The following is an 18,748-nucleotide window of genomic DNA, read 5'->3' as shown; positions in this document are numbered from 1 at the left end:
ATCGATGCACAGCCATAACGGACGTAAATTTGTAAAACAAAATCAATAACAATTTAATATAAAAATACCATGGAAAATAAAATTTTAGGCTTACACCACATTACTGCAATTGCAGGTGATGCTAAACGCAACTTCGACTTTTACTCAAAAATATTAGGTTTACGTTTTATAAAAAAAACAGTAAATTTTGATGATCCGGGAACCTATCATTTTTACTTTGGTGATGAAGTTGGAAGTGCGGGAACAATCTTAACTTTTTTCCCTTGGGGAGAAGGAATTCAACAAGGACGAAAAGGTTCCGGAATGGCAACCGAAATTGGATATTCAGTTCCTGAAGGAAGTCTTGATTTCTGGCAGAAACGCTTTGAAAAATACAATGTGATCTACAACAAACCTGCTGAAAAATTTGGCGAAAAATACCTGACTTTCTTAGATCCTGATGGTTTAAAATTAGAATTAATCGAATCTAAAACCGGGGATAACAGAAAACCATGGGAAACTGATGAAGTAAAAGCTGATGTGGCAACGAGAGGTTTTCATAACATTACACTTACTTTAAACAGTATAAAAGCAACTGCTGCGATCTTAACCGAAATTTTTGGTTACAAATTAATCGAACAAGACGTAAACCGTTACCGCTATGCAACTGATGCTGTAGAAAATGCTGCAATTGTTGACCTGGTAGAGCTAGCCGAAGAAAAACGCGGCCATGTAGCCAACGGATCTGTTCACCACGTAGCGTTCAGAGTGCAAAATGATGAAATTTTAATGCACTTTCGTGAAAAAATCGAAGAATTTGGGTTGTCTATTACACCGCAAATTGATAGAAACTACTTCCACTCTCTTTATTTTAGAGAACCAGGCGGAGTTTTATTTGAAATTGCTACCGAAAATCCTGGATTTACAGTAGATGAAAGCTTAGAAGAATTAGGAAAAAATCTAAAACTGCCTGCACAATACGAATCTGACAGAGCCAGTATCGAAAAACATTTGGTAAAAATTAATTAATTATAATCTGTTGGGGGTAATTTCTTGTTTTTTTCGCTTTACATGGGGCACAAAAAAATCTAGCACATAGAAACATAGGTTTTACAGATAATAAAGAAATGCAAAAAAAAAATATATTTCTTTCACATAACAACTTATGTACATTTTAACGAAGTGAAAAGCCTTCTTTAAGCAAACAAAAACGATGTTTCTATGTGTTAAAAATAAGTACTCCCAAAAGGTAAATGTCTCTCAAGAGATTAATATCCTAAAGAGGCTGTTAGAAAAGTAATTTTTCGGACAGCCTCTTTTTATTTGATACAAATTCAACTGTTATTTTTACTTTTCTTATTGCAAAAGAAACTCTTCATTCCTTACTCCGTTAGGTTATGTTTGGGATCATAAAGCATAGCGGTACACAAACAATTTTTTCTCTCTTTGTTCATTAATATCGGGCAGTTGATACAGGATTTACAACTCTCCCAAAAAGTCTCATCTGTGGTTAATTCAGCATAAGTAACAGGTTCAAAACCCAGTTCGTGGTTCATTTTCATTACCGCAAGACCCGTAGTCAGACTAAAGATACGTGCCTCAGGATATTTTTGACGACTTAGTTCAAAAATTTTACTTTTAATTTTCTTTGCAAGCCCTGTATGTCTAAATTGAGGTGCCACTATTAATCCGGAATTCGACACATATCGACCATTATCCCAGCAAGATATAAACGAAAAACCTGCCCATGCACCATCTGGCGCAAAAGCAATAACAGCTTCTCCCTTTTTCATTTTTAGCGCAAGAGATTCAGGAGAGCGTCCCGAGATTCCTGTACCGCGGGCTAATGCAGAAGATAAAGTCACTTCGCAGATTTCCTTTACCCAAAAAAGGTGTGCTTCGCTGGCGACTTCAATCGTAAAATTATGGAGCCCTTCCGGTTCGTGATCATTATGTATTAAAGGTGTTTGGTCTTGTAATAAGTACGGCAAAGGAAAATCTTTGCCAGAAGAATCTGAAGTAAGTTGTAGGGTTTTCATATTTTATGGAACATATTTCCTCTTTGTTAATAATGCTAAGTACCTAATCGATTTAGAAATACAAAATGCAAGATCCAAATCACATACCACGATTAAAACAAAAACCCTACTACCTACAAATACAGGCTTTATAGCAATAAAACGATATTATTTTACATTCATATCCTTATCAAAATGATAAAATCTTATCATTCTGATAGCAGCTAATCCCTATAATCAGGGTAATATTTGAACGCCGACAGTTACTTTATTACTTCTAATTTTTTCATCACTACCAAATGCAGTTATAATTGCCGAAAGACGAAATTTATTTAAAATAGTAACGCCTGTTATCACCTTGCCGTTCAAAAAAGCTTTCTCATGACTTAACCCCAGATTCTGATAAAACCCATTGTTGCCCAAAGTATAATTCATATTGCCCTGAAGAAAGAAATTGAACCTTTTATTATCTGAAGAAATTCCCAAATAAGAATTTACTCCTACACTTCCATTGGCTGTTGATGTATCAACGTTACTACTAAGATCTTTCAAATCCATTGCTCCTTTTACATTGGCATAGCTATAAGAGGTAATCTGGTCTCCATTACTTTGGTTTGTTGAAAAAAGCGGGAGTAGTAATTCCAGATAAAAATTTCCACCTCCGTTTACCAACCTGCTTAGCGCCTCTTGTTCTGCTTTGTATTTGTCCTTGGCTGCTACCTCCTGAGGTGTCTCTGCGGTATTCTTTGCTCCGGAAGATATCGAAAGAACACTTCCAAAAGTTACTCTTACTGCCCACATATTATCCGTAACAATTTCATTTTGAACAGAAGTAGCATCACTATTGCTATTTAATGCAAACGAGTTTAGTAAAATAGGCTTATCTACATTATTACTGTACATATCATGAAAAAACTTTTTTCTGTTAGATCGAGCCAATGTTGGCAATACCCAATCAAATTTGTCCAGAGATGCCAGTCTTTCATTTCTCTCCTGAAGCTCCTTCTCACGTTCTGCTTTCTTTTTATTAATCAGCCCATTAATGGAGTCTAAAGCTTTAAGATTCAATTTACCTTTTTGATTTTTTATGACCGTAAAGTACATATTGATACTGTCATTCTTTCGCTCTATTACTTCTGAATAATAATCATCATAAACTTGATATGCATCATCCCTGCGCAAATTTTCGAGGCTATTTCGTAAGGAATCAATTTTCTGGTCCTTTTCCATTATTTTTAGTGAAACATCTAGTTTTTCAGTTTCCGTTTTTTTAGAAGGAAGTGACGTTGCAAGTGACTTTTTCTCTTCTTCGATTATTTTAATACGTCCGTCAATAAAGCTCTTCCAATCCTTTTGATACGATAAGCTATTGGTAAATACTGCACTTTTTGCTTCGTTTATAGAGGGCGTCTGAGCCTCAGCTTTTAAAATAATAAAAAGAAATGCAAGGGTTAGTGTAATTTTTGATTTCATAATTTCTGGGTTTTAATTGGTTTATTTAGTCTTTTTGGCCGAATCCATTTTTTTCAAAATGCCATATCTTAACATCTTAGAATGGTTATCATATCCAATTCTTCAATATTTAATCCCGTATCAAATACAAGTCCCTTATTTTATTAAGAGCAACTACAATCAACACAAAACAACTAGTAATCAGATAATTGCATCATTAACACAGAACAAGTTTATGCAAAAAAACACAGTCATATATAAGTAAATACACCTGATTTTGAATAATTTAAGCAACTAAAGCAAAAGTCAGTCATTATAAAATTTTTAAGGTTAACCGGACTTGACCTTTATTTTTCTAAAATTTCTCCTTTTTCATGAAGGCTCTGTAAAATTTAAATTCCTTACATTTACTTTTTGGCTGACAAATTACGCTGCATGAATAATCAATTCCTGAAGCGTTTAGCCAATTAATTTTAAGCAGTCAAGATGGAAGAATATACCGTATCAGTGGCATCATTACTTTTGAGTGATAATCCAATACCGAATAGTCAAATAAAGAAAGCCGATTTATTACCTGATCCTGAATCTCAGTTAGATTCTATAGAAATGAAGGAAAAACCGCTTCTGGATTCCAGTATTCCGTATAGAAATTTGACAAATGTTGAGACTAAAAAACAAAGCATTGCACAGCTTATTGATAAACTGGATGTCGAAACAAACATTCGATATCAAAGAACAGTAGAAGATACCTATTGCAATGTGTACTCTTATGACTACTGCTATTTTAGTAAAGTGTACCTGCCAACGGTGTGGTGGACAGATGAAGCTCTCAAAAAAATATTGAAAGGGCAAGAAGTCGAAGCTGTTTTTGAGCAAACTGTCGATCGTATTTATTCTAGCGCCATACACGATTGGTTTTTAGAATGGGGCGCTAGTTTTGGCTGGAAAAGAATGTTTACGACTGATGAAATTCAAAACGCAGTTAATACAAATGGTGGAATTGGAATCATTTGTGCCAAACGAAAAGAAAAAGGATTATCCGGACATATCGTTCCTGTTGTTCCTGAAAATAGTTTGCATAAAGCATATCGCGAAAACGGAAAAGTAGTATATCCGCTACAATCTCAGGCAGGGAAATTAAATTATAATTATTTTTCAGAAGTTCGAAAAGACTGGTGGAATGACGCGTTATATTCGTCCTACGTGTTTTATTACCACGATTAAATAAAAGAAGTAACCCTATTGTAAAAAGCTGTAAAAAAAATATTGATTTTCAGCGCATTAACTACTTGCAAATAACATAATAAAAAACTACTTTTGCAACTTAGAAAAAACAAGGATAGCAAAATTTGCAATTAGGCTATTCATCCGCTTAAATTATTGATATAAAAGTAATTACTAACAATGGCAATTTTATAACCTTCTTATAAAATTTTACTTTTTTATCAATCTCTGAGCCGATTCAAGTGCAAAATTTCTAATAAAAATTCCTATAATTTAAAAGTAAGATAAAACTTTTTTAATGGAAGCAAACTATTATGCTTAATCCGTTATAGGTTTCCTGTCTCTAATTCTAACCAATTAGAGTATTAGTTTCTGAATAAAAAAAGCTTTAAAAGTTCAAAATAACCTTAAAAAAAGAAAGTAAGTATAAATGAAAGACAATCAGACAAAAAAATATTATTGGGGAATAGGATTAGAAAACGAAACCTATATGCAATTTGAAGAATCCCTTATAGTCTCTGGTGAATTTATACAAGAAAAAATTGGTTTTGAAAAATACAGTATTGATTATAGAAAATGTTATAAACCGGAAAGCTTAGCTCCAATTTTGAAAAAAGCTTTTGGTTTGAACGAAAACTATAAAGTGAGCAGAATGATGAATAGTCATTCGCTTGAAAAACTGGATATCAATTATCAGCACAAAACAATCGCGCCAATAAAACCATTAATCGATACAGAAACTGGTGAGGTAAGCGCGCAACCCCTTGAAAATCCTGATTATCTCGGAAAATCTATCATGGAACTTTTCCTTGAAGATCAACCCTACAATATTCAAAGTATGATTACCCAAAGAAACAAAACGATGGGTTCTGTACATTTTGATGGTGATTCTATCGAATTTGTAACTAAATATTTTGAAAACAGAACAATAGCCGAGTCTTGCAAAGAACTAAAAGCTACCAAAAAATTATTCCTGGACAAAATCAATGAATCATCTGTGTTAAACGGAAAATTGAACTTTCCGGATTACAACAATGGTCTTAACATGTTTATGACCAATCAGGAAAATCTTGTTTTGTTTAATAACGGAACCTACCATTTTCATATTACATTACCATCTCTAACAGAGGATAGCAGAATTGTAGACTACAACGATTTTGAAAAAACACATGCCAATGCCATCTATTTATTGCAATGGTTTGAACCGTTTTTTATAGCAACTCTGGGCAGTCCGGATATTATGGGCGTGATAAGCGACAAATACAGTTTAGATAAAAAGTTTACTTTGGGCTCTATGCGAAACGCTATGTCTCGCTATATAGGTGTAGGAACTTATAATAAAGCAATGCCAAAGGGCAAAATCTTAACCTATAAAGTAGATGATTTTAGAAAACTGCTAAAATTTGAAAAAGAAGAAAATATCTGGTGGCGCGATCAGATCGAAGCAGACATGGAATATGAAATGCTGTCTGAAGTAGGTCTTGATTTTAATCAGGAAAAAATGTACCAAAGTGGTTTTGAATTCAGAAGCTTTGATGAGTTTCCGGCAGAATACTTAAACGATGTTCTTTTTTCGATTATCTTAATTTGCGAGCATTCTTTAAACCTGCCTGATGTACAGTGGGGACATGATAGCGCAGCCTGGAACAATCTGGTTTTTAAATCCTTAAAAATGGGGTATTTAACTGAAATTAGTGAAGCTGAAAAGAAAGAAGTCCTGGATTTATTGCAATTATTAAACGTATCAGATTCTAATTACGACACCCTAAAATCAGAATTTGAAGCTATTGTTTTGTTAGATGAATTTTTCTTCAAGATTCTGGCTGTTTTACATGATAAGTACAAAGACAATAATGTTTGTCTGGATGCCATGTACGGACAAAAAACAAGTTCTCCGCCTCAATGGGATAACTTTAATAAATACCAAACCGAGAGACATTTGCAACAAATAGGTTCTTTCTGCGATAATTAAAATATCCTGTATAAATATAAAAATGGGACAAAGAATTTTTCTTTGTCCCATTTTGCATTTAAAAAATTATCATATTTTTTAAATAACTAATTGCTTAATTAATATGCTAATCAAGGTATTATTTTATCACTTCTTAACTGTGTAAACAACTCAAAAAACGAATCTCTGGTGTCTTTATAAACTGTAAAACCAAGTTTTCGGCTTCGTGACATATCAGTCATAACTTCTAGAGGACGCCCTAAGTCAAGATCAGTATGCCAGGCAGATGCTAACTGGTTTAAATCTTCTTCGATCAAATGATGTTCTTTTGTTATTGTTTTCCAGATCAAATTCTTTTTATCTAAAACTATTTCAAGTGGTTTTATAGTTTCATCATATTCTTTACATTCAATTTCAAACCATTGTGCTATTTTTGGCCAAAGCCATTTCCAACGAAAAACATCTCCGTTTGTACTATTAAAAGCCTGATTATATGCTTCTGGAGTAGTTGCTGCCCAGATAATTTGATCTGCCAGAACTTTTGCATCCGTAACATCAGATATACCATTCCATTGTTCCTTAGAACCCGGCCATATAAACGGAATTCCTTCATGTTTGCAAATACTGGCATAAACAGCCAATGTCGTTCCCATATTCATGGCATTACCAATAGTTTTACCAATTAGAGTATGAGGTCTGTGTATATTCCAGGTAAAGCCATCTCTGGCAGCAGCTTCATAAACTTCGTCTTCCTGCGCGTAATAAAAATTCTTGATTTCTAATCGTGGCTGCTCTTCTCGTAATGGGGTTTCCGGCAATGTTCCTGCCGTGGCATAAGCGTCAAAAGGTCCTAAATAATGCTTTAAACCTGTAACCAGCGAAACATGCTTTACAGATTTTTTAGGTGATAATACGTTCAATAAATTTCGAATCATAGCGCTATTTACCTTAATATTTTCTTCTTCAGTATCCTTACGCATCCATGTTGTAAAAAAAACATGTGTAGGTACAACGTCAATTAACGCATTTGTAAGTGATTCTATATCAAGTAAATTGGCAGCAATTGGTTGCAAACCTTTATTATCCCTTTTAGGGTTTCGGGAAAGCCCAAAGACAGTCCATCCGTTTTCCAAAAGTTTTGCAGCAAGATTACTTCCTGCAATACCGGTTGCTCCTACTACTAAGGCAACATTTTTGGCTTTTTCTTGTATCGATAATTTTTGAAAATCCATAAGATGTTTATTTTTTTTCAAAATTACTACCAAAATACAGTTCAGAAAGATGACCTGAAACAAGAAATTCGATTGATCTAAATCAATTATTTCTGCCCAAAAATTATATTCTTTTTAAGCCTGCTTAGGGTTTCAGGCGAAAGACCAAGATAAGAAGCCCATAAATTTTGTGGTATTCGCTTGATCAAATCAGGATTGTTTTCTAAAATATGCCTGTATTTTTCTTCTGCAGTATGCGTATGCGAGCTTATCAATCTCCTCTCTTTTGTAATCAGGCTATTCTGAAAAAGTTTCCTGAAATACCTGTCCATTGCAGGGACTTTTAAGGTTAGATTTTCGAAATCCTCACTGGTAATTACCAGAACATCTGAATCTTCTATTGCGTCAATACTGTAAAAAGAAATTCCGCCGCTAAAAAAACTGCTCATATCTGATGTCCACCAGCCTTCAGGCGAAAACTGATTGATATGCTCATTGCCTTTATCATCGATATTATAAGCTTTTAAAAGTCCTTTTGAAACAAATGATAAATAGTTACAAACATGTCCTTCAACAACCAAAAATTGTTTTTTCTTTAGTTTTTTAGGCTTAAAAAAAGTCTTAATCAGCTCCTTTTCAGATTGTGTCAATTGGACTTTTTCTTCAATATGTTTGAAAATTATATCGTACATTTTAGTTTTTTAATTGATGAAACAGCAAGAATAACAAAGGTATACTATTTATTTTTTACAGCCAGCCAACGAACAGCGGCAAAGCTTATAAAATAGTATGTTACAGTTTTTTATCTAACCCAAAGTAAAGGCGAAGTCTCCCGACTTCGTACCCTTTCCAATAATAATGAAAACCTATTTTTATCTCTGTCATTATCAATTTATAAAGCTTCAAAATACCGTTTACTTTTTATTTCAATGAATCTATATTCTTTAATTTATGTAACATCTGTGTGTTCACGAGCAAGATACTCGAGCCAGTAGCGGGAATTTCGAAGAGTGGCGAGGGAATTTATAAAAACTAAAAGAATTGTTTTAAATTTCCTTGTAAAAATATTTTAGAGGTTTATTAATTTTCACATGTTGCTCTAACAATTCTTTAAAAAATGAAGTGCTATGTATTAAGCTATCAATATAAAACTCACTTCCCTTATTATACAAATAATAAGTTATTCCTTCGTAAACAAAGGGTTCATTTGCATATTGTTCTGGAAATCTTTCTCTTAATTCTTCTTTAAAAGGATTAAAATCAGAGTGTTTTAATAATTCTTCAATTCTTTTATTTAATGCAGGTATCAAAATTTGTAATATTTCAACATCTATTTCAAATTTTTTTTCTGAATAAATTCTCTGTTTTATTACTTCTTTTAATTTAGGGTCGATCTTTAATTTAGAATAAATATTGAAATTATTCTCTAAATTTGCACTAATAACTATTTCATTTAAAGTGTTAAATATTCGTAATATTTTCATCTATTTCTTTTTTAATTTTACAACAACACTTTTTCCTAATAGGCTATAATCTTGAATTATCCCATACCCTCTTTTTTCCATAGTCTGATAAAAAAGAGTTCTTTTAATAGCTAGAATTTCATCTCCAGTTTCATCGAAAGCTTCATTAAATTGTTTATATCCTAAAGATTCTCCATTAGGGTAACGAGAGTCTGTTTTCCATTCTACTTTTATACTTTTAACCCTATCTCCAAAAGTTTCAAATGCTTCATCAGTCCATTTTTGACCAATACCTTTCGCTCCTGCAGTATTAAAATCAAATTCTAATTCACCTCCATATAATCTTGCACTATTTTCCCAAGTAGCCAATTCTTTATTATTTAAAGATTTCCAAATTATTCTATCATTATAGACGAGTATTTCGTATTCTATTTCTCCAAATTTTTTAGTACTTCTATTTACTAAATTGGCTAATTCATATTCACTTAAACCATATTTCTCAGGATTTACCTGTAAATCCTCTAGCGCCTCTTCGACCTGTTTAGCGGTATATTTACCTCTCCAGGCAGAAAACTTACTAATCCCAAAAGTAACAACTTTTTGAACTACGATATTTAAAATTCCTTGTTTTATTCCGTTTAAGGTGCTTTGGCTTATTTCGACTTCAGACAGGTTTTTTCCACTTTTTAATTGGTTCAAAACATCATCACCAAAACCTACTACAAAACCACTGGCTCCGGCACAAGCCGTTCCGCATTGGTTTACTAATGCTGCTGTTGCACAACTTGTCGCAGCACCAGGGATCGAAACTTCCTGCATTAATTGTTTGGTTGTAAAACTTTCGTTTAAGTACCTTTTTACAATGGCATTAATCCCCATTTGAAAACCTGCATCAAGGGTAAATCCGGTGACACATTCGGTTGCTTTTATTCCTCCCAATGCTTCTACGGAACCCATTCCTAATGCACTATAAAACACCATTTGTTCCATGACATCTGCAAACTGGGCTTGTGTAGAAACTCCTTTTGGTATCGCTATGTCTTTCGTACAAAAACCAGGTTCACTTTCTTTTGGCTCAGTATCTTTAATGTAAATTGTAGCGTCAATTGCAGGTTTAAGACCATCAACAGAATTAGGAGCATAACTCAACCAGAAAAACTTTATGTCTTGTTTGTTTAACTCAGCATCTTTTGTTTCTATCAAAAACAAATTTTGTTTTGGGTTACTACCATTATTCCAATCTTTATAATGAGTTATTTTCAAAGTGCCATTTTCTTCATCATAAACAGAGGTTTGATATTCTTTACTGCCTTGGGCTGTTGCTTTATTATTAGATACTTCACTAAAAGATAATTTTAGATAATTAACTTTTTCTATAGCCAGAAAAGCTAAAACATTTGTTAAGTCTTTTTCGCATTTATCACTTATAAGCTTATTGACTTTATCATAAGAAGTTTTAACTTTATCAAGATCTTTTTGAGTCTGAGCACCTATAGTTGTATAATTCGTTGATGCTAAATCATCTAAGGGTACTTTTAAGTTTTCTATTTCTTTCTTAATTTCCTCAGAATAACCCTCTCCTTTTACTAATTCTTTATATTTTTCTTGGGTCTCAAACAAATTGGTTATGACTTTTTCTCCCCATTCTTTATCAAAATCAGATTGAGATATTGTTCCTGCTTCTTTTTGTTTTATCAGATCATTCGCTTTATCAAACAAATCAGCGATCTCATTAACTAAGTCTTTAAAATCATTTACAATATCATCTACATCCACAACATTGCCCCAATCCGGATTATAACTGGTCTGGACAACACCACTTATCAATTGATAATCAGTATTGATGGTGATATTCTTAAACTCTACTGCAATTTTGGTATCTGCCAGATAAGGCACAATGATGTATCCTCGTCCGGAATAGGAACCTTTTCCTTGCAATTCCAGAATCGTTACCGGGAAATCGCCTGCGGTAAAGGTTTCGCTTTGTATTAGGTTGCTAAGTGGTGTTTGGTTTTTTAGGTCTATTTTAGGTATGATACCGCAATTATAGGCAGCTATTCCTTTGTTGTCTGTTGTGGTGGTAAAGGTATTTATAGTAGAATAGGTGTACGATTGATCTTCTTCGCGTACAGGATCGCAGGTTGCTCCTACTCTAAACTGGTAGGTTACTCCGGGTTCTAAGTTGGTGATTAGACTTTGGGTATTTACGGTATAGGTAGAAAACCATTGTGCATTGCGAACATCTTGCTTTTTGTACTGCAAATGGTATTTTTTATGATCCGGCAATCCCTGCCAAGTAATTTTGACACTGGTTGGGCTTTGTGACTGGCTTAATACAAATGTGGGTGGCGCACAATTGGTGGCGTATTTAAACGAATAGATTTTGCTATAGCCGTTATTTTTGAAAACTGCATTTTCTGAAAGTCCTGTGGTCGAAATTGCTTTTACTCTCCAGGCATAACGCATTCCGGGGATTAGTATTGGCATGCTTAAATTGTACATCAATGCGGTACTAAACAAGGTTTGCTCATACAATAACGGCGACATCTGAAACGCAAACTGCGGGTCGAGTGTGGGATCCAAAATCTGTTTGAGTTCGAACTTGTACGAAACATTGGTAGCGTTCATCTGGCGCGGGGTCCAGGTAAACATAATGTTCGGGAAATCGCTTGCGGCGATTTGTTCGTTTTTTTGTGGGGTGTTTAAAAGCGGAGGATCATTGAGCATCAAATACAATCCGGCACAGCTTTTTTGAGCTATTTTTTGATTGGTAACAAAATCATACAGCTCAAAACAAAAATTGTACATTCCTTCAGGTAAACCATTGGCATATTGGGCTGCGGTGATGCCTTGCAGGTTTTCTAATCGAAACAAGGCTCCAATATCGGCATTGGTCAGGGTTACAAATGAACCTCCAGTGATAAAAACAGGGCGTTGTCCTACTATAAAATCATTACTTTGTATGTTGAATCTGCTGCCTTGTATGATTAATTTTAAGCGTACTTGTCGGTACGACAGCATAATATCAGTTGGGTTAACTAGCAGTCTAAATTTGGTATCCATGCTGGTAGCATAGTCTGATAATTTTGAACTGTACGGACTATTAAAAATAGGGGTTAACTGAACGGGATAAAGTTGGGCATACGTGTTTAAACTCCAAATCAGAACGATAAGGAAGAATAGGTTTTGGTAAAGTTTTTTCATTTTTAGAGAGCTTATGGTTTTGTATAACCGTAATTTAAAAATGAAAAAAATGAAGGGATACTCTTAAAAGTTTTAAAAATGTTAGGATAAGGCTTAGTTATTGGCCTTCAATTGGCTAGTTCGCGACGAAAAAACCTTTTCATGCTGTATGGGCTTATTAATAAACTACAACTTTGAATACATAAATAGTTTACCTTTGTAACCATCTGATAATAATACAATTGTGCAACATAAATTCTATAAGAGTCTTGTTTTTGTATGTACTAAATTTGTTTGTATTACGGATTTAAAAAAAATATTATGACAACTTCAAATCACAAAAACAATATTTCGAGCGCAAGGACATCAGATAAAAAAGTAGAAGTAAAGTCGACATCGTCCAGAAATAATGAAAAGACTACTACTGAAATAAAAAAAACTACTACACCAAAAAATAATCATTAATAGCTAATGGTTATTTTTTTTTGCAATCCGGAACTTGCCTTATCCTCCGGCCTATTGTATAAATAGTACAGAAAAGAACAACATTATTTTCAATTTCTATTTGTAATATAATGCAGGTCTTAAGAAGTTAAGGATTCGTAAAAGTTTAAAAAAAAAGTTTTTTTTCGTTAGCAAAATCACTAACTTGTTTAGAATTAAAAATAATAATACCCTATTGGGCCTAATTATTTTAACCTATATAAAGATAGATTTTGTAAACTCAAACAGGTATACTTACATTTTTCAAAGCCAAATTTAATGTAACCTGCCTGAAGTAATTTTTATAACACTTAAAAAAACAGACTTATTATGCGAGTATCCGTCATACGCAAGAATATATTATTTACCCCTGATTCTAAAAGAGTTGTTGCCCGATATTTTATGAATGGTGATGAACGAACCCAACAAATGGTGACTCGTATAATGATGCTTGACGAAAAGCAGGTATTAGAAACCCTGGAACAAACGTTACGGGAATTTGCGAGACGCCATCGAAATATTTCTGCAATATTTTTTAAACATTGCGAAAAAATCAGAGGTTTAATTGAAGCCATGCAAATTGATTATGAAGCGATCTCTCTTGATCGAAAAATGCTCATAGGTTCTTATTGCACTATGGAATATGCAATAGAATCTGCCGCAATTTTTAACCCCTCTATTGTCGAGGATTTTGACCAGTCCGGTCTCGAAGCAGGCGAAAAACGCGTTATAATTTCTTTTCGGGCAACAGGCGAAGGTCATATTTCTTCTATTGTTTTCAGACGAGGAATTCTCGATAGAGACAACAACCTTCAGGTTATGAAAATTGGGCATAATATTGATAAAGCCGAGATTGAGCATAAAAGTTTATTCAATAAAGAGCGATTTTTATTGAAGTTATCCGAAATGCATACTCAGGATAAATACATTGCTCAGATTATGCAGGACTTGCCGGATGAATTTGAGTTCGCCGTTTTAAAAAGTATGGTCAGTACAGCTTTAAGTGATCCCTTGATTCGTCAGGAACGAAGAACTGCACTTGAAGAAATAATCTGGCTGGCGAATTCATTTTATGATTTACAATTCAAGCATGATTCAGATATTACAGAACGGGTTATTTTTCCAATATCCGATTCTGAAAGCCGTGGTATCGAGGATGCACGTTTTGTGCGTTTTGTCGATGATGATGATTCTGTACGCGTTATGGCAACTTATACAGCTTATAATGGTCATGCTATATTGCCTAAACTTATTTCGACCGAAGATTTTTATACCTTTAGAGTAATGCCGCTCCATGGTGTTGGTGCTCAAAATAAAAATCTGGCATTGTTTCCCAGAAAAATAAAAGGCAAATATGCAATGCTCGCCCGGATCGATGGCGTAAACAATTATATTATGTATTCTGACAGAGTAACACAATGGAACTCTCCTATACTCCTGCAAGAACCCCGTTATACATGGGAGTTTACACAAATAGGAAATTGTGGATCTCCTTTATGGACTACCGAAGGCTGGCTCGTTATAACACATGGTGTTGGTACCATGAGACGTTATTGTATTGGTGCTTCGTTATTTGATCTCGATGACCCGTCTAAAGAAATTGGAAGACTAAAAGAACCGCTCCTTTCACCATTAGAAGACGAGCGGGAAGGTTACGTTCCTAATGTGGTCTATTCCTGCGGTGCTATTATACATAACAATAGCCTGATATTACCGTATGCCGTATCAGACTATTCGTCGACTTATGCAATTGTAGATCTGGTAGAACTACTCGACGCTCTAAAGAAAAGTAAATAATAAAATGTTGGATGAAATAAATTTTAACACATCGAAACATAGCTTTTGTACCTTCAAAAAAAGGCATTTTACTTATTTAAATACACATAACTAAGCTATGTGATAGAAATGTATTTCTTTTTGCCTTCTTTTTAGCTAAAAAAAAATCTATGTTTCTATGTGTTAATTTTTTTTTTACCCAAGCGAAGCGAACAGATGAAGTAACTACACCCAACGGGTTTGTTGTATATAAAATACACTAAATAAGTTCTTTTGGGAGCTTATTTTTTATTTCTCTACTGCTTTTTGCAAATGTGCAGGATATCGATCACCTTGAATCGTAGTCTGAGCAAAAGCATCATCAATTTTTTTAACATCGTCTACAGAAAGATTAACAGCTGCTCCGCCAATGTTTTCAGTCAATCGGTTTGATTTTGTTGTACCCGGAATTGGGGCTATCCATGGTTTTTGCGCTAAGAGCCAACCCAATGCAATTTGAGCAGGCGTTGCCCCTTTTTGAGTAGCAATTCCGGCTAAAAGATCAATCAATTTTTGATTTGCTTTTCTGTTCTCTTCGCTAAAACGAGGTAGCGAATTTCTAAAATCAGTACTTTCAAAACTGGTATTCGCATTGATTGCACCTGTCAAAAAACCTCTTCCTAAAGGGCTAAATGGTACAAAACCAATTCCTAATTCTTCGAGTACAGGCAAAATTTCCAATTCCGGTTCTCTCCACCAAATCGAATATTCGCTTTGCAAAGCTGTTACAGGCTGTACTGCATGGGCTTTTCGTATCGATGACACGCCAGCTTCCGAAAGTCCAAAGTGTTTTACTTTTCCTTCTTGTATAAGATCTTTTACAGTTCCTGCAACATCTTCTATTGGCACGTTTTGATCTACTCTGTGTTGGTAAAACAAATCAATAACATCTGTTTTTAAGCGTCTTAAAGACTCTTCGGCAACGGCTCTGATATTTTCCGGGCGACTATCTTGTCCGTTAAGCGCGTTTCCGCCTTTAAAACCAAATTTAGTAGCAATAACAACTTCTTTCCTAAACGGGTTCAATGCCTCTCCTACCAACTCTTCATTGGCAATACCGTAAGCTTCTGCCGTATCAAAAAAGGTTATCCCTTGTTCGTAAGCTTCTCTGATTATTTTTATTGCGTATTGTTTGTCTATTGCAGTACCATAAGCAAAACTTAACCCCATGCAGCCCAATCCAAGAGCCGATACTTCTAATCCTTGTGTTCCCAATATTCTTTTTTCCATAATTTAAATTCTTTATATTATTATTATTTTTTTGACTAATTTGTCTATCATTTTGACCCTACAAAGTTCCTTTAATATTAAAAGCTTTCTTTTATACATATTACTGCTATTCTTACCATTTTTACTGATTTGAATACTACGGTTAACGTACTAATAATCTGTACACTATATTTGTACTATAAATTTAAAGAATACCAAAATGGATCCTATTATAAAACTTGAAAAAATTGTGCAATACAATCAATTAAAAGGTGTTGAAACGCAACATCCTCTTATAAGTGTATTTGATAATTCGACCAGCAAAGCACTACCCAATCATACCCGCATGCATTTTAGTTTTTATGCTATATTTTTGAAAGCAGGAAATTGCGGCGAATTAAAGTACGGACGCAATAACTATGACTATGATGATGGTACGATGGTGTTTCTTGCTCCGGGACAAGTCATTGAGATAAATAATCCGGATGATTATCTGCCTACAGGATTGGTCCTTTTATTTCATCCTGACCTCATAAAAGGCACTACGCTGGCAAAAAACATCAATCAGTATTCTTTCTTTTCTTATGATTCGCACGAGGCGCTGCATTTGTCTTTAAAAGAACAACAAATTATAAAAGATTTGTACGGCAAATTAGAATATGAATTAAGCCAGTCTATTGATAAACACAGCAAAAGCATTATCACCAATAATATAGAGCTTTTATTAAACTATTGTGTTCGCTTTTACGACAGGCAGTTTATCACGCGGGAGAATATCAACACTGATATCTTATCAAAATTCGAAAACATATTAAATGAATATTTCCTGTCTCAAACGGCTCAGGATATGGGTTTGCCTTCTGTAAGTTATTTTGCGGGGCTTTTGCATCTTTCGGCTAATTATTTTGGAGATTTAATCAAAAAAGAAACCGGAAAATCTGCTCAGGAACACATTCAGCTAAAATTAATTAACTTAGCCAAAGAACGCATTTTTGATACGGATAAATCTGTAAGTCAGATTGCGTTTGAACTGGGTTTTAAATACCCGCAGCATTTTAATCGAATGTTCAAAAAGAATACCGGTTATACGCCAATTGAATATCGAAGTCTAAACTAAAATTTTATAAATTATAAAGAATGCTTGATAATTTTCCTTTTTATCTGGGTATATTAATTGTTATTTTATTGCTCATTATGTTGGCTAATAAAATAAAAGTAGCTTACCCTATATTACTCGTACTGGCAGGATTGGCTATTAGTTTTATTCCCGGTGTACCCGCAATAAAAATCGAACCTGAACTTATCTTCTTTATATTCCTGCCGCCATTATTGTATGAAGCGGCATGGACAGTTTCCTGGAAAGAAATGTGGCGCTGGCGACGTATTATTACGAGTTTTGCTTTTGTAGTCGTTTTTGTATCCGCACTTTCTGTAGCCTTAGTCGCCAATTATTTTATCCCGGGTTTTTCATTGGCTTTAGGTTTTGTTTTGGGCGGAATCGTATCACCTCCGGATGCGGTAAGTGCCGGTGCGATCTTGAAATTTGTTAAAGTGCCCAAAACTATTTCGTCAATTTTAGAAGGCGAAAGTTTACTAAACGACGCCTCTTCCCTAATCATTTTCAGATTTGCAATGATTGCCGTAGCAACTGAGCAATTTATATTTTATAAAGCCGCAGTAAGCTTTAGCTGGATGATTTTTGGCGGTGTGGCAATTGGGTTATTTATTGGTTGGCTTTTTATGAAAGCACATAAATATTTGCCTACAGATGCCAATGTCGATATTGTTTTATCCCTTATTACGCCTTATATTATTTATCTCGCTGCCGAAGAAGTTCATAGTTCCGGAGTATTGGCAGTAGTAAGCGGCGGATTGCTTTTGTCTAATAACCGACACCGTTTTTTAAGTAGTAAATCTCGTTTGCAAGGCATAAATGTATGGGAAAGCTTTTGTTTTATCCTAAACGGATTCGTTTTTATGCTAATTGGTTTAGATTTACCCGAAATAACAAAAGGACTTGAAGCCGTTAGTATCACAACCGCAATTGGGTACGGTGTCCTGATTACTTTTGTTTTGATAGTGAGCCGAATATTGTCTTCGTATGGTGCTGTAATTGTTACACTCATCGCCCGTAATTTTATCACGGTTGCCGACAGAAGAAATCCGGGTTACAAAACTCCTTTTATATTGGGATGGACCGGAATGAGAGGTGTTGTATCCCTGGCAGCTGCATTATCGATACCCGTATACCTGAACAATGGTAATGGGTTCCCGCAACGAAACCTGATTTTGTTTATTACTTTTATTGTTATCCTTTTAACATTGGTAATTCAGGGATTAACACTGCCCTACTTTATCCGAAAAATTAAACTTACGGATGTCTACGATAGTCCTTTACCGCGTGATGAAGCCTACAATCTTTTACGAAAAGAATTGGCCGAATATGCTTTAGAGTATCTCAAGACAAATTACAACGATCATATCGAAAATAACACCTCATTGCAACAATTGATTCAAAAATGGGAACAGCTGAGTAATGAAATCGATGATGACTCAATAAGTAAAGATCTAAAAGAAATTTATCTTGATTTATTAAATCAGCAAAGGCAATGGCTAATCAATAAAAACAGAGACGATAAAACATTAGACGAATCTGTTATCAGACGACAAATGCATTATCTGGATATCGAAGAAGAGAAATTACGCTATATTTAAAAAAACAAAATTCCATTCGCCAAACGGCGAATGGAATTTTTCATA

Annotated in this window: 14 protein-coding genes; 7 read left to right on the top strand and 7 right to left on the bottom strand. The window is 34.4% G+C overall.

The window, feature by feature from the left end; all coding sequences use genetic code 11:
• Nucleotides 1-69: 69 nt before the first annotated feature.
• Nucleotides 70-1,008 (top strand): ring-cleaving dioxygenase, encoded by a 939-nt coding sequence (locus B0A64_RS16040; RefSeq protein WP_089480511.1) that lies wholly within the window; start codon nt 70-72, stop codon nt 1,006-1,008.
• Between the two features lie 353 nt (nt 1,009-1,361).
• On the opposite strand, the gene B0A64_RS16035 is transcribed toward B0A64_RS16040, so the two are convergent.
• The gene (locus tag B0A64_RS16035) at nt 1,362-2,018 is read right to left on the bottom strand and encodes a GNAT family N-acetyltransferase (RefSeq protein WP_394338350.1); all 657 of its coding nucleotides are present in this window, start codon (nt 2,016-2,018) and stop codon (nt 1,362-1,364) included.
• A gap of 216 nt (nt 2,019-2,234) precedes the next feature.
• Nucleotides 2,235-3,470 (bottom strand): hypothetical protein, encoded by a 1,236-nt coding sequence (locus B0A64_RS16030; RefSeq protein ID WP_089480510.1) that lies wholly within the window; start codon nt 3,468-3,470, stop codon nt 2,235-2,237.
• Between the two features lie 465 nt (nt 3,471-3,935).
• On the opposite strand from B0A64_RS16030, the gene B0A64_RS16025 reads away from it, so the two are divergent.
• On the top strand, nt 3,936-4,673 hold the full coding sequence (locus tag B0A64_RS16025) for a hypothetical protein (RefSeq protein WP_089480509.1): 738 nt from the start codon (nt 3,936-3,938) through the stop codon (nt 4,671-4,673).
• Between the two features lie 430 nt (nt 4,674-5,103).
• Nucleotides 5,104-6,645 carry a hypothetical protein gene (locus tag B0A64_RS16020; RefSeq protein ID WP_089480508.1) on the top strand — a complete coding sequence of 514 codons (1,542 nt, stop codon included), beginning with the start codon at nt 5,104-5,106 and terminating at the stop codon, nt 6,643-6,645.
• 110 nt (nt 6,646-6,755) lie between these two features.
• Here B0A64_RS16020 and B0A64_RS16015 read toward each other — a convergent pair whose 3' ends face one another.
• The 4 genes from B0A64_RS16015 to B0A64_RS16000 all read right to left on the bottom strand — a co-directional run bounded on the left by B0A64_RS16015 (nt 6,756) and on the right by B0A64_RS16000 (nt 12,502).
• Nucleotides 6,756-7,856 carry an SDR family oxidoreductase gene (locus B0A64_RS16015; protein WP_089480507.1) on the bottom strand — a complete coding sequence of 367 codons (1,101 nt, stop codon included), beginning with the start codon at nt 7,854-7,856 and terminating at the stop codon, nt 6,756-6,758.
• A gap of 86 nt (nt 7,857-7,942) precedes the next feature.
• Nucleotides 7,943-8,527, bottom strand: coding sequence for a Crp/Fnr family transcriptional regulator (locus tag B0A64_RS16010; RefSeq protein ID WP_089480506.1), 585 nt, complete (start codon nt 8,525-8,527; stop codon nt 7,943-7,945).
• A gap of 354 nt (nt 8,528-8,881) precedes the next feature.
• The gene (locus tag B0A64_RS16005; protein ID WP_089480505.1) at nt 8,882-9,319 is read right to left on the bottom strand and encodes a hypothetical protein; all 438 of its coding nucleotides are present in this window, start codon (nt 9,317-9,319) and stop codon (nt 8,882-8,884) included.
• Nucleotides 9,320-12,502, bottom strand: coding sequence for a fibronectin type III domain-containing protein (locus B0A64_RS16000; protein WP_089480504.1), 3,183 nt, complete (start codon nt 12,500-12,502; stop codon nt 9,320-9,322).
• A gap of 300 nt (nt 12,503-12,802) precedes the next feature.
• On the opposite strand from B0A64_RS16000, the gene B0A64_RS25220 reads away from it, so the two are divergent.
• A complete protein-coding gene (locus B0A64_RS25220; RefSeq protein WP_165769831.1) occupies nt 12,803-12,946 on the top strand; it encodes a hypothetical protein in 144 nt (47 codons plus the stop codon).
• A gap of 348 nt (nt 12,947-13,294) precedes the next feature.
• Nucleotides 13,295-14,761, top strand: coding sequence for a glycoside hydrolase family 130 protein (locus tag B0A64_RS15995; protein WP_089480503.1), 1,467 nt, complete (start codon nt 13,295-13,297; stop codon nt 14,759-14,761).
• 267 nt (nt 14,762-15,028) lie between these two features.
• Here B0A64_RS15995 and B0A64_RS15990 read toward each other — a convergent pair whose 3' ends face one another.
• A complete protein-coding gene (locus B0A64_RS15990; RefSeq protein WP_089480502.1) occupies nt 15,029-16,009 on the bottom strand; it encodes an aldo/keto reductase in 981 nt (326 codons plus the stop codon).
• Between the two features lie 199 nt (nt 16,010-16,208).
• Here B0A64_RS15990 and B0A64_RS15985 point away from each other — a divergent pair, with 199 nt between their 5' ends.
• Together B0A64_RS15985 and B0A64_RS15980 are read left to right on the top strand one after the other, a co-directional pair.
• Nucleotides 16,209-17,105, top strand: a complete 897-nt coding sequence (locus B0A64_RS15985) for a helix-turn-helix domain-containing protein (RefSeq protein ID WP_089480501.1) — start codon at nt 16,209-16,211, stop codon at nt 17,103-17,105.
• A gap of 20 nt (nt 17,106-17,125) precedes the next feature.
• On the top strand, nt 17,126-18,703 hold the full coding sequence (locus B0A64_RS15980) for a Na+/H+ antiporter (RefSeq protein ID WP_089480500.1): 1,578 nt from the start codon (nt 17,126-17,128) through the stop codon (nt 18,701-18,703).
• The last annotated feature ends 45 nt before the right edge of the window (nt 18,704-18,748 follow it).

The organism is Flavobacterium araucananum, assembly GCF_002222055.1.
GTDB classification, from domain to species: domain Bacteria; phylum Bacteroidota; class Bacteroidia; order Flavobacteriales; family Flavobacteriaceae; genus Flavobacterium; species Flavobacterium araucananum.
The sequence above is the reverse complement of the archived record's forward strand: the minus strand, read 5'-3'. Positions and strand labels throughout refer to the sequence as shown.

Excerpts from the sequence above, each read along its gene's own strand:
- B0A64_RS15980 (WP_089480500.1), top strand. The coding sequence starts at position 17,126 with ATGCTTGATAATTTTCCTTTTTATCTGGGTATATTAATTGTTATTTTA.
- B0A64_RS16010 (WP_089480506.1), bottom strand. The coding sequence starts at position 8,527 with ATGTACGATATAATTTTCAAACATATTGAAGAAAAAGTCCAATTGACA.
- B0A64_RS15995 (WP_089480503.1), top strand. The coding sequence starts at position 13,295 with ATGCGAGTATCCGTCATACGCAAGAATATATTATTTACCCCTGATTCT.
- B0A64_RS15985 (WP_089480501.1), top strand. The coding sequence starts at position 16,209 with ATGGATCCTATTATAAAACTTGAAAAAATTGTGCAATACAATCAATTA.
- B0A64_RS15990 (WP_089480502.1), bottom strand. The coding sequence starts at position 16,009 with ATGGAAAAAAGAATATTGGGAACACAAGGATTAGAAGTATCGGCTCTT.
- B0A64_RS16035 (WP_394338350.1), bottom strand. The coding sequence starts at position 2,018 with ATGAAAACCCTACAACTTACTTCAGATTCTTCTGGCAAAGATTTTCCT.
- B0A64_RS16005 (WP_089480505.1), bottom strand. The coding sequence starts at position 9,319 with ATGAAAATATTACGAATATTTAACACTTTAAATGAAATAGTTATTAGT.
- B0A64_RS16030 (WP_089480510.1), bottom strand. The coding sequence starts at position 3,470 with ATGAAATCAAAAATTACACTAACCCTTGCATTTCTTTTTATTATTTTA.
- B0A64_RS16025 (WP_089480509.1), top strand. The coding sequence starts at position 3,936 with ATGGAAGAATATACCGTATCAGTGGCATCATTACTTTTGAGTGATAAT.
- B0A64_RS25220 (WP_165769831.1), top strand. The coding sequence starts at position 12,803 with ATGACAACTTCAAATCACAAAAACAATATTTCGAGCGCAAGGACATCA.
- B0A64_RS16040 (WP_089480511.1), top strand. The coding sequence starts at position 70 with ATGGAAAATAAAATTTTAGGCTTACACCACATTACTGCAATTGCAGGT.
- B0A64_RS16015 (WP_089480507.1), bottom strand. The coding sequence starts at position 7,856 with ATGGATTTTCAAAAATTATCGATACAAGAAAAAGCCAAAAATGTTGCC.
- B0A64_RS16020 (WP_089480508.1), top strand. The coding sequence starts at position 5,104 with ATGAAAGACAATCAGACAAAAAAATATTATTGGGGAATAGGATTAGAA.
- B0A64_RS16000 (WP_089480504.1), bottom strand. The coding sequence starts at position 12,502 with ATGAAAAAACTTTACCAAAACCTATTCTTCCTTATCGTTCTGATTTGG.